This window comes from Nonomuraea sp. 10N515B, assembly GCF_052245915.1.
Taxonomy (GTDB): domain Bacteria; phylum Actinomycetota; class Actinomycetes; order Streptosporangiales; family Streptosporangiaceae; genus Nonomuraea.
Window position 1 is genome coordinate 23,388 of sequence record NZ_JBQQBQ010000084.1, and the last position, 10,646, is coordinate 34,033.

Here is a 10,646-nt window from a genome sequence, read left to right on the forward strand (position 1 = left end):
AAGACGCTCAGGAAAGCAATGAACCGTGCCGGGTCTGTTGGAGACCGGGTTACCTGGCTGGGGTGAGAGTTGTACCAGTCGACCCATTCCATAGTGGCGATCTCGACCTCGTCGAGGCCCTTCCACGGGCCGCGGCGGTGAATCAGTTCGGTCTTGTACAGCCCGATGGTGCTCTCGGTCAGGGCGTTGTCATAGCTGTCCCCGCGCGAGCCGACCGAGCTGACCGCGCCTCACCCGAGGCGCACCACCATTTCCGGGCATGACATACCGGCGCCATACCAGGCATCAATATGATCTGCGGCCGTGTCTCGAATGCTCGCGCTCAGGGGGACCGTAATGCTGATGGTTGGGGGCGTGCGGCCGGCCAGACCCCCGAAGAAGGTGGACACGGATCACCAGGTTAGCAAGGCGGGCGGACCGACGTCGCCGGTGACGGGGTCTGCCCATGGCCTTCTCAGGGCCGACTGGCGGATCGAAGTCGTTGCGGAGATTCCAGACTTCGGGACGGGCATCTCCGATGAGAGCGGCAGCCCCTCTCGTCACACAGACGTGATCACGAGCAGCTGCATCGTGGCGCGGTATCCGCCGTCACAAGATCGCGCCTCGTCCCGACTCGCGCAGCGAATGCCGGCTGTCATGCAAGCGGAAGGTGCAGCATATCGAGCGCCCGTGGGCTACTGCCGTCCTCCTCTTCCGATAGCACAGTATAGCGAAACGAAGAATATAATCCCGCAATGGAGTTGACACGATGGATTTTCGCATTCTGGGCTCATTGGAGGTAGCGGTCGGCTCCCAACTGCTGGAATTCGGCGGTAACCGACAACAGACCGCCCTCGCGGTCCTCCTTCTCGACGTCAACCGTGTCGTCACCCTGGGACGCCTCGTAGACGCCATCTACGGGGAGGGCCGTCCTACCACATCACGTTCCCAGGTGCAGATCTCCATCTCCATGCTGCGCCGGACGCTGGCCTCTCACGGTCCGGGTCCGGTCATCTCCACCGAATCGCAGGGATACGCGCTGCGCGTTCCCCGAGAACAGGTTGACTGCTGCCGCTTCATCGACACTGTCCAGGCGGCAAGGGCCGCGCGCGAAGAGGGCGGAATCGACGCGGCGGTCAGCATGTATCGCGAGGCGCTTTCCCTCTGGCGTGGAGTGCCGTTCGACGGCATCGACAGCAGGCTCATTCGTTCGGCGTCGATCCGGCTGATTGAGCAACAGATAGCCGCCTACGAGGATTACGTCGATCTGGAACTGGAGCTGGGCGGGCATCATGAAGTGATAGCCCAGCTCTCCGAGATGGTGGAGAAATACCCGCTCAGGGAACGCCTGCGCGAACAGCTGATGCTGGCGCTCTATCGCTCGGGGCGGCAGGCTGAGGCTTTACAGACCTACCGGACCGGCAGGCAGGCACTGGTCGAAGGAATGGGGATCGAGCCCAACGAGCAGCTCCAGCATCTCGAGTACAAGATTCTCACCTCGGACGAGACCCTGAACGCGCCGGAGCCGCCGGCCAGGATCGTGCTTGCTGAGACCACCCCGGCCCAGCCGGTGCCGCGGCTGTTGCCCGCCGATATCGGCGACTTCACCGGACGGGTCAGTCAGATCGACGAGATCAGAAGTCACTTCGAGGTCGCCGTAAACAGCTCTTCGCGGGCGGTACCCATCATCGTGCTGGTGGGCAAGCCGGGCATCGGGAAGTCCGCCATCGCGATCCACGTCGCCCACCTGTTCAGCGACTGGTTTCCCGATGGGCAGCTCTACGCCGACCTGCACGGCGCCTCCTCCCACCCCGTCAGCCCGATGCATCTGCTGGAGCGGTTCCTGCGCGCCCTCGGCTGGCCGGCCGCCCCCGTACTCGACAGCCTCGAAGAGCGGGCCGAGATGTATCGGGGCCAGCTGGCCGATCGCAGAATCCTCGTGGTCATGGACGACGCGCTCAGCGAAACGCAGGTTCAGCCGCTGATTCCAGGCAATCCCAGCTGCGCCGTACTGATCACCAGTCGTAGCAGATTGACCGGCATCGCCGGCGCGATCCACATCGAGGTCGACGTCTTCGACTCCCGGCAATCGGTGGAGCTGTTCGCTCGCATAGCCGGCGCCGGGCGCCTGCGGTCGGCGCCGGGCGCGGCGAGCGCTCTCGCGGAGCTGTGCGGCCGGCTCCCACTGGCCCTGCGCATAGCCGGCGCCAGGCTGTCGGCCCGGCCGCACTGGAGCGTGGCGCAGTTGGTGGCCCGCCTGGAGGACGAGACGCGGCGGCTGGACGAGCTGAACCACGGCGAAATGGGAGTCCGGGCGGGACTCTCCCTGGCCTACGAGAACGTCGGGGAACGGGCGCGTACGCTTTTTCGGCGGCTGGCGATCCTGGATTCGAATCTGTTCTCCGCCTGGGTCAGCGCCCCGCTGCTGGATCTGCCACCGGCCGACGCGCACGATCTGCTGGAGGAGCTGGTGGACGCGCAGCTTGTCGAGACCACCGGCAACGAGACAGGCGAGCCATGCCAGTACCAGTTCCACGACCTCATCAGGGTGTTCGCCAGGGAACGGCTCGCAGCCGAGGAGCCCTCGGAAGCGCGCAACGTGGCGCTGGCGAGGCTGCTGGGCGGGTTGCTGAGCCTGTCACGTGCGGCGCACCGCGCCGAGTACGGTGGCGACTACCTGCAGATCAACGACGTCAGCCCGCACTGGACGCTGCCTGATGACGTCGTCGAGCGGCTGGTCGCCTCGCCGCTGCGCTGGTTCGACCGCGAGCGTCACGCGCTGGTGTCCGGCATCCGACAGGCTGCGCACGCGGGTCTTGTCGAGCTCTGCTGGAACCTGGCTGTCAGCACCGTGACCCTTTTCGAGGCGCGCGCCTACCTCGACGACTGGCGGGAGACGCACGAGATCGCCCTGGAGGCGGTCAGGAGAGCGGGGGACGTGCGCGGGCACGCCGCGATGCTGTATTCACTGGGCTCCCTGCACCTCACCGAACGGCGGTTCGACGACGCGAGCGCAAGCCTCGGCGCCGCCGCCGCCCTCTTCGAGGAATTGTCCGATCGCCAGGGGCTGGCCCTCGTGTTGCGCAACATCGCGTCCATCGACCGGATGCGCGGGCGCTATCACAACGCCGCAGCCAAGTATGAGCAAGCGTTGGAGATCTTCAGGGAGACGGGGGATCTCATCGCTGTGGCTTACGTGCTGCACAACATGGCCCACCTGCGCCTGGAGCACAACGACTTCGCGCAGACCCGGCAACTGCTGACGGAGGCGCTCGATCTTTGCCGGTCTTTTGGCAGCAGGCGGGTGGAGGCGCAGGTGCTGCACCGCATGGGTGAGATGCACCTGCGCGCCGACGATGAACTGGCCGATGCGGTTGAGGTGTTCGAGCAGGCGCTGGCCATCGTGCGGGACGCCGGCGATCCGACCGGCGAAGCCTTCGCGCTGAACGGCCTTGGCACGGCCTACCTGCGGCTGGGGGACCTGGTGAACGCGGATCGGACACTGCGTCTCGCGTCGGTGCAGGCGGGCACTGTGGGTGAGCGGCTGGTAGAGGCGAGGACGTCGGCCGAACTGGGCAGGCTCGAGCTGGTACGCGGGCGGGCCGCCGAGGCCATTGAGCACATCGAGCGAGCGATCGACACCCTCAGCGGCCTCCGCATCCCGCTCCAGGAGGTGGAGGCGCTGATCCTCTTGGGGGAGGCTCATGCCGCCGCTGGCGACGACGCGGCACGGCGGCGTGCGGCCTCGCGGGCTCTGGCTCTGGCCGAAGGGATGAAACCCGCTCTCACGGATGTGGTCAAGGCGGGTTTCCTCGAGCGGATCGACAGGGTGCGATAACGCTCAGCCCCATGGGGTGTTGTGCGTCTCGGACGGTGGAGGCGTGTCCGCCGCCGAGCCGTGCGCGGTGGTGAGGGCGTTTGCGGCGAAGGCGCCTGTGGCGACGAGCAGGATGATGAGGATGCGGGCGGTCCGGGCGCGAATGACCTCGCTCATTTGTTCCTTCTTCGTTCGACGGATCAAGCCGTTCCGATGACGACGCAATCGTAAGTCGATCCGATATTGAACTGCTATTCGGCTGCCCTTTGACCGGCATCAAAGCCTCGGATGGCGTTTGGAAGTCGCTTGGATAACGCGCTTCGATACTGTGGAGAACGTCTGGAGTGAGGATGCTCATGAATGTATCCGTGCGAGCGCTTGACGGCGCATTCGGCCGGCCGGTGGCCGGGATGAAAGCTAGCCTGAAGATATTCGGCAGAGGCGGTTGGGAGCTGGTCGCCGATGCGGTGACCGACGGTGCAGGCGGCATCGACGAATGGCCGTGCCGGCCGCTGAGGCGCGGGCTCTATCGCATCGTCTTCGACAGCCAGCATTACTTTGTCGGGCTCGGTGTCGCTGCCGCATATCCTGAAATTTCGGCCTTGTTCAGGATACGGGATGAGTTGTCGACGTGCAGGCTCCACGTGCAGATTGCCCCACATGCTTACTCCATATACTTCGGCCTCACTATCTGACACCCTTGTCGATTCCTCAGGGGGACACATGCATCCATTGCCTGAATGGCTCGACGCCTGCATGCGTGGCGGGCTGATCAGCAGAACCCAGCAGGAGGTCATCCTGCTCCTGGCGTCGGGCTGCACCGACGAGGTCGTCGGGAACAAGCTGGAGATCTCCTCGCGCACGGTCCAGCGCTACGTCGCGCGCACCATGACCCTCGTGGGCGCGCGCAGCCGCCTCGAGCTCGGCATCCTGCTCGCCAGCCGAGCCCAGTCCTGGGTCCTCGTGCCGTCCAGGCGAGGTGGACCGGCACGCACCGCCAGACGTGCGGGCCCCGAACACCAGGCGCGGAACCCCGGCCCGAGTCTCCTGGCCAGTCTGATCTAGGCGCCTTCCATCCGGCCGAAGGCCTCACGCCGCGTGCCGGCCCAGCCAGGCGGAGCGCGCAGCGTCACCGGAATGCCAGGCGCAGCCGCTCCGCGACATCCACCCACCGCCGGGTTTCCGACAGCGGGACTCTCAGGTTCGCGTTACCGTCAGCCACCTCGGCGAAGTGCTCGATCTGGGTACGGAACTGGTTACCCGCGGCCGGGACCCAAGTCCGCTCGTGCTCGGTGGTGGCCAGATGGATGCGCCCGGCTCCCGATGCCAGGAAGGGCAACTCCAGTTCCAGCACCCCGGCCGTGCCCACCAGCAGCAGCCGTTCGGCGAAAGTGCCGGTGAAGCCCCACGTCGCGGTGGCCAGCGTGCCGGACGCGAAGCGCAGCCACGCCGAGCCCGCTGTGTCGGGCCGGCCCGTGCACGCCCCGTCGGCGTCGGCGACCTCTCCGAGCAGCCACATCAGCGCGTGCACGCAGTAGCAGCCGAGATCCCAGAACGCCCCGCCGCCCAGGTCCCCCGACAGCCGGATGTCGTCCAGGCTGTCGACCGGTACAGAGAAATGCGCGTGCGCGGAGGTGATATCCCCCACCTCGGCCAGCAGTGCCTTGAATGCCGGTGGGTCGTACTGCGGGTGGAAGCGGTACATGAACGCCTCCATCACCACCCGGTCGGCCCAGCGGGCGGCGGCCTCGATCTCCTTCACCGCTGCCGACGACATCGCCATCGGCTTCTCGCACAGCACGTGCTTGCCGGCCTGAAGCGCGCGCAGCGTCCACTCGACGTGCAGAATGTTGGGCAGCGCCACGTAGACCGCCTCGACCGCCGGATCGGCCAGGACCTCAGCGTACGACCCGTAGGCGTGGGCGCTGGGATGCCCGGCGGTCATCGCCGCCGCCCGGCCCACATCGCGCGCGCCGACCGCGGCCAGGCGCGCGCCCGGGGAGGCGGCCACCGCGGGTAGGAAGTCCGAGCGGGCGATGCGAGCAGCTCCCAGCACGCCCCAGCTAAGCGGTCTCATGATGGAAGGGATGCCCATGGCATGGGCGTGACCGGCCCGAAGGTGGATTCGATCTTGGTGGTCCCGGTCTCGGTGATGGCCAGGATGACTTCCAGCACGTGCAGCGCTTGCTTGGCCGACACGGGCGAAGGGCGTCCTTCGACGACCGCGTGGGCCAGCTCCGCCACCCCTCGGGCGAAGTCCATGTCGTGCGTGTCCTGCTCCGGCGACTGCTTGTAGCGGTAGTCGGCGGGTCGCACGAGAGGGAGGGTAACCGGCGGATCGAGGTAGTGGTCGCTAGTCTCCAACTTCTCGCCGGGCACCAACGTCCGCAGGCTGACCGCCGCGCCGTAATCCCAGCATTCGGCGACGCTCAGCACTCCGGCGTCACCGAAGATCCGCAGCGAACGGTCCTCAGGCGCCAGAGTGGAGCAGGTGAGCCTGGCGATCACTCCGGACGTGAACCGCAGGCTCGCGGTCGCGAAGTCGGGGGCGAAATCCTCGCCGCCCACGCCGGGGACCTTGTCCGGGACCACCAGCGCGGCGAACGACGTGACCTCGGTGACCGGGCCGAAGAAGGCGGTCAGCCAGTTCAGGTAGTAGGCCGCGTGCTCCAGCGTCGGGCCTACCCGGAACTCATCCAGGTACGGCCAGTGCGCGCCGGACTCGCTGGTCCACGTCCAGTACGGCATCTGGTGGATCGCGCCGTCGTCGAGCTCGGCGTAGACGAGCCTGGGGCGGCCGGCCACCCCGTCGCGCAGCGCCCGCCACACGGTCTGCGCGGTCTCCCCGAGCAGGGAGCACGGCCCGACGCCCAGCGTCAGGTCGCGCGACTCGGCCAGCTCCACCAGCTCGCGGCCCTCGACGAGGGAAAGGGCCAGAGGTTTCTCCGAATAAACGTGCCGGCCGGCTTCGAGGGCCTGCCTGGTCACCGCCGCGTGGTTTCGTGGATTGGTGAGGTTGACCACGATGTGCACGGATTCATCGGCCAGCAGTTCGGCCAGAGATGAAAAAATCCGAAGGCCGTGATGACGGCCGAATTCGGCTGCGCGCGCCGGGTCCCTATCGTAAGCGCCGACCGCCGTGATCTGCGGATGGTTGGGAAGGGTGGCCATGTAGTAGTCGGCGACATATCCGCATCCCACTATTGCAATGCCAAGAGGGTGCCTCATATCGGCAGCTTAGGTCGCACCTTGTCCTGGCAATAGATCACCGATCGGGCATAGCCATTGAGGGAGCTGTTCTGCCTTCTCTTTCCTGACTACTGTCGTCGAATCAGTGTACGGGAGGGAGAAATTGTGGTCGAGGTCGTTCGTCCACCTGAATCCGTGCCATGGGCGGGCCGCCGGGAGATCGCCGGTCTGGCATTCCCGATCATGTATGGCGAGGTAGTCGGCGTGATCACGCCGCTCGTCGTCGTGGCCATCATGGGACGCGTGGACGAGGAGGCGCTCTACGTCAGATCCCTCTACATGCCGCTGGCCTTTCTCTTCATCGCCCTCCAGATGGGCATCGAGATCAGTAACCAGGTCGCCACCGCGATGAGCCGGGGGCGTAAGCGGCCTCAGGACGTCCTGCCCGTCGCGGCGAGCATGGCACGCTTGGGCGCGGCCCTTTGGGGCGCTGTCACCCTGGCCGTTATCGTCTGTGCCCCGGTCATCGCATCGGTGCTCGAGATCCCGCCGGGCGAGACCGGAGAGTTCGTCTCGTTCGTCCGCTGGTTCTGCGTCGCCAACCTGCTGTGGTTGCCCGTCTGCCTGGGCTCCTCGAGCCTGCGGGGATACGGGCATACCCGGCCGGCGGCCACCGCGGTGCTCCTGGGCGCGGCTATGGAGATCGGCCTGGTCGCCGCCCTGGGGTTCGGCACCGACCTAGGGATGTACGGGCTGCCCATCGCCTCGGCGGCTGGAGGTGGCGTCGGGTTCGCCTACGTGGCCGCCGCACTGGCCAGGACCGAGATGTGGCGGGCTCGCGGCCCGTTCACCTGGCGGCCGGAGGCGATCTCCGGTCTCACGAGCGTCGGCGGGCCCGTCACGATCTCCTTCATGGTGATCGCGGTGGGCAATTTCTGCCTGATCTGGGTGGTGGCTCCCTTCGGGCCCGACGTCGTCTCCGGATTCTCCGCAGCGGCCACGCTAGAAGCGCTCGTGCTGGTGCCGTCCACGGCCATCGGATCTGCGACCGCCATCACCATGAACCGCCTGCGCGGGGCCGGTCGGCAGGACCTGCTGCTGCCGACGTTGCGGGCAGGGCTGGGGCTGGCATGGCTGACCTACGCGGTGCTGACCGTGGCCGTGTGGCTGCCGCGCGGCCCCCTCGCCGCGCTGATCGCCGGGGCGCCGGGTATCGCCGCGCAGACGGAGCACCTGCTGGCCATCGTCGGGCTCACCTACGGATGCATGGGCGTCACGGTCACCGCCATTGTGATTATCCAGCAGGTCGGCGGGGGGTTCCTCGCGCTCACGATGAACATTCCGTACTTCCTCGGCAGCGTCGCCGTCGGCGCCGTGATCGCCCCTTCGGCCGGCGTGCAGGGCCTGTACTGGACGGTCGCCGTGCTGAACGCCGTGGGCATGCTGATCGCACCCGCGATCGCCTTCAGGTTCGTCCGGCGAAGGCTGATCGGAGGACTGTCGTGAACATCAGTATCGCGATCATGCACCACCCTGCCCGCGCCCACCTGGTGGATGCCCTCGTCCGTTCCTGCCTCCCGCTCACGGCCCGGGTGATCACCGATCCGGACCCGGCGGGCATCCGCAGCCCGCTGCGGACGGCCAAGCGCGCCTGGGCGGCTGTGGCGCGAGGCGCCACGCACCATCTGGTCATCCAGGACGACGCCTTGCTCTGCGCGGATTTCGCCGCGCAGCTCACGGCCGCCGTCGCCGCCCGCTCAGGCGATGTGGTGGCCCTCTACTCCGACTGGAACAGTCCGCAGAACTCCTATCTGGTACGGCGGGCAGCGGCGGCAGGCGCTGCGTGGGCGCCGCTCTCCAGCAGTGACTGGGCGCCCGCCGTAGCCCTCCTGATGCCCGCCGAGCTCGCTCGTGACCTGGCCGCCTATCTCGCCACCATCCCCGATGACGTGATCGACGACGACGAGATGATCGCGAAGTTCTGCCGTGAGCGCGGGCTGCCGCTGCTGGCCACCGTGCCTCATCTGGTGGAGAAGGCGCAGGTGGAGTCTCTCACCGCGCACGAGGACGTCTACCACGCGACCGTGTTCGCCGCCCGTACGCCTCCGCCGCAGGACCACTGGCATCGCGAACCCACCCAGGACGCCGCGCTGGCCGGCCGGTTCGAGCGGGCCGACCCCTGGGAGCACGTGGTGGAGCTGCGTGGCTCGCGATGCTACCTGCGCTTCACCCGCCCGGGCACGCAGGAGCCGTCCGGGCACGAGTACAGCTGGTACTGGCATGACTGGGCGCCACTGCTCGGGATCGACCCGGAGGTGGTCCGGGGGACGGGCGTGGCCGCGGAGGTATGGGCGGCGGGGTACCTGCTCGGCGCGGACACCCCGTCGCTCGGTCCGGTGGGGTGGTTACGGCCGGCCCTCGCCACCTGGGTCGAGTCCGGGCTCAGACCCGCCGACCGGACGAGCCTCGGACCGGACGGCCGCGCGACACTGGTGGAAGCGTGCCTGGAAGGCTTCGCGTTGAGGAGCACCGGCGATGTCACCCGCTGAAGATCCGCAGGCCCTGACGGCGCGGATGGCGCGCCGCGAGGCGCGCGTGAACCGCCTCATCGCCCCCGACCAGCCGCCCGGTGTCATCAGACCGCCGGCACCCGACCTGGTGGTGCGCGTGGTGACCTGCCCGACATGCGGCGGCGACGGGGCTGACCCGCCGTTCGAGCACTGGAGTGTTTCCCGTGCGGAGACCACCCTGCCCACGCTGTCCATCCTGGGTTGTGAATGGCTGACCCCGCGAGCCGTCCTGCCCCTGGCCGTCGCGGCCGAGCGTGGGGCGATGCCCTCGGCGTACCGGACCCGGGCCGTCGCGCTGCTGGACGGCTGCGATCTGCGCGCTGTCGACCTCAGCGAGCGCTGGGCGGACGCGCTGGTGGCCGACCGTGGCTCTCCGGACGGCGCCGGGCCGTGGACGTTGCCGGCGGTGACGCGGGTGCGCGGCGGAGGCCGCCACCCGATGTTCGCCGGGCCGCATCCGCCGGCTTCCCTCGGCGCTCTCAACGATCTCTACCTGGACGTTCGTCTGATGGCCTTGGCCGAGGAGGGGATATGACCGATCTGATCTGGCACAAGGTGGAGTTCGCCGGGTCCCGCGCGCATAGCGGTCCGGCGACCTGGGGGCAGCGGCAGGTCTGGCGCGACATCCGCCAGATGCCGGAGGGCACGCCGTACAACGTCGTCTGCCCGCTGTCTGTAGCGGCCGGGATCGGGCTCGCGGACGTGCTGGAGCTGACGGCCGAGCTGCTGCGGCGGCACGAGTCCCTGCGCACGGTCTTCACCGATGAGGGGGGCGATCTCGTGCAGCGAGTGCTCGCCTCCGGGCAGGTCCTGGTCGGCGTCCGCGACGAACCGGAGCACGGCCAGGAGACGGTGGACGAGCTGTCGGCCGAACTACGCGCATCGCGCTTCGACCATGCGGTGGACGTGCCCTTTCGCGCGGTCGTGATGTCACGGGACGGGGCGCCGCACACGGCCATCGTGTGCGTGACCCATCTGGCGGCGGATCTGCTCAGCACCCGGCTGGTGTCGGCGGAGCTGGAACGGCTGCTGCGTCCGCGGGTAGGGGGTGCCCCGACGCCAGCGCGCGTGTCGGAGGCGCACCCGACAGA

10 protein-coding genes and 1 pseudogene are annotated in these 10,646 nt (G+C 67.9%); 7 read left to right on the forward strand and 4 right to left on the reverse strand.

What is annotated here, in order from left to right; genetic code table 11:
- Positions 1-62: 62 nt before the first annotated feature.
- A pseudogene (locus ACTWQA_RS52935) lies at positions 63-230 on the reverse strand (integrase core domain-containing protein); the annotation flags it as partial.
- A 518-nt stretch (positions 231-748) separates the two neighbouring features.
- On the opposite strand from ACTWQA_RS52935, the gene ACTWQA_RS52940 reads away from it, so the two are divergent.
- The gene (locus tag ACTWQA_RS52940; RefSeq protein ID WP_443166414.1) at positions 749-3,817 is read left to right on the forward strand and encodes a BTAD domain-containing putative transcriptional regulator; all 3,069 of its coding nucleotides are present in this window, start codon (positions 749-751) and stop codon (positions 3,815-3,817) included.
- 3 nt (positions 3,818-3,820) lie between these two features.
- Here the strand turns inward: ACTWQA_RS52940 and ACTWQA_RS52945 are convergent, their stop codons facing one another.
- Positions 3,821-3,973: a hypothetical protein gene (locus ACTWQA_RS52945; protein WP_443166415.1), complete on the reverse strand. Its 153-nt coding sequence runs from the start codon at positions 3,971-3,973 to the stop codon at positions 3,821-3,823.
- Between the two features lie 179 nt (positions 3,974-4,152).
- Between ACTWQA_RS52945 and ACTWQA_RS52950 the strand changes: the two genes are divergently transcribed.
- Positions 4,153-4,491, forward strand: coding sequence for a hydroxyisourate hydrolase (locus tag ACTWQA_RS52950; RefSeq protein ID WP_443166416.1), 339 nt, complete (start codon positions 4,153-4,155; stop codon positions 4,489-4,491).
- Between the two features lie 28 nt (positions 4,492-4,519).
- Positions 4,520-4,861, forward strand: coding sequence for a helix-turn-helix domain-containing protein (locus tag ACTWQA_RS52955; RefSeq protein WP_443166417.1), 342 nt, complete (start codon positions 4,520-4,522; stop codon positions 4,859-4,861).
- Positions 4,862-4,925: 64 nt separating this feature from the next.
- Here the strand turns inward: ACTWQA_RS52955 and ACTWQA_RS52960 are convergent, their stop codons facing one another.
- The gene (locus ACTWQA_RS52960) at positions 4,926-5,873 is read right to left on the reverse strand and encodes a Gfo/Idh/MocA family protein (RefSeq protein WP_443166418.1); all 948 of its coding nucleotides are present in this window, start codon (positions 5,871-5,873) and stop codon (positions 4,926-4,928) included.
- On the reverse strand, positions 5,870-7,024 hold the full coding sequence (locus tag ACTWQA_RS52965) for a Gfo/Idh/MocA family protein (RefSeq protein WP_443166419.1): 1,155 nt from the start codon (positions 7,022-7,024) through the stop codon (positions 5,870-5,872). Before ACTWQA_RS52965 ends, ACTWQA_RS52960 begins: the two co-directional genes overlap by 4 nt.
- Before the next feature lie 126 nt (positions 7,025-7,150).
- Here ACTWQA_RS52965 and ACTWQA_RS52970 point away from each other — a divergent pair, with 126 nt between their 5' ends.
- From ACTWQA_RS52970 to ACTWQA_RS52985, 4 genes are all read left to right on the forward strand, one after another.
- The gene (locus ACTWQA_RS52970) at positions 7,151-8,491 is read left to right on the forward strand and encodes an MATE family efflux transporter (protein ID WP_443166420.1); all 1,341 of its coding nucleotides are present in this window, start codon (positions 7,151-7,153) and stop codon (positions 8,489-8,491) included.
- Positions 8,488-9,534, forward strand: coding sequence for a hypothetical protein (locus tag ACTWQA_RS52975; RefSeq protein ID WP_443166421.1), 1,047 nt, complete (start codon positions 8,488-8,490; stop codon positions 9,532-9,534). Before ACTWQA_RS52970 ends, ACTWQA_RS52975 begins: the two co-directional genes overlap by 4 nt.
- Positions 9,521-10,090 carry a hypothetical protein gene (locus ACTWQA_RS52980; RefSeq protein ID WP_443166422.1) on the forward strand — a complete coding sequence of 190 codons (570 nt, stop codon included), beginning with the start codon at positions 9,521-9,523 and terminating at the stop codon, positions 10,088-10,090. Before ACTWQA_RS52975 ends, ACTWQA_RS52980 begins: the two co-directional genes overlap by 14 nt.
- On the forward strand, positions 10,087-10,646 hold a 560-nt coding region (locus tag ACTWQA_RS52985; protein ID WP_443166423.1), incomplete at its 3' end, for a condensation domain-containing protein. The genes ACTWQA_RS52980 and ACTWQA_RS52985, both read left to right, overlap by 4 nt.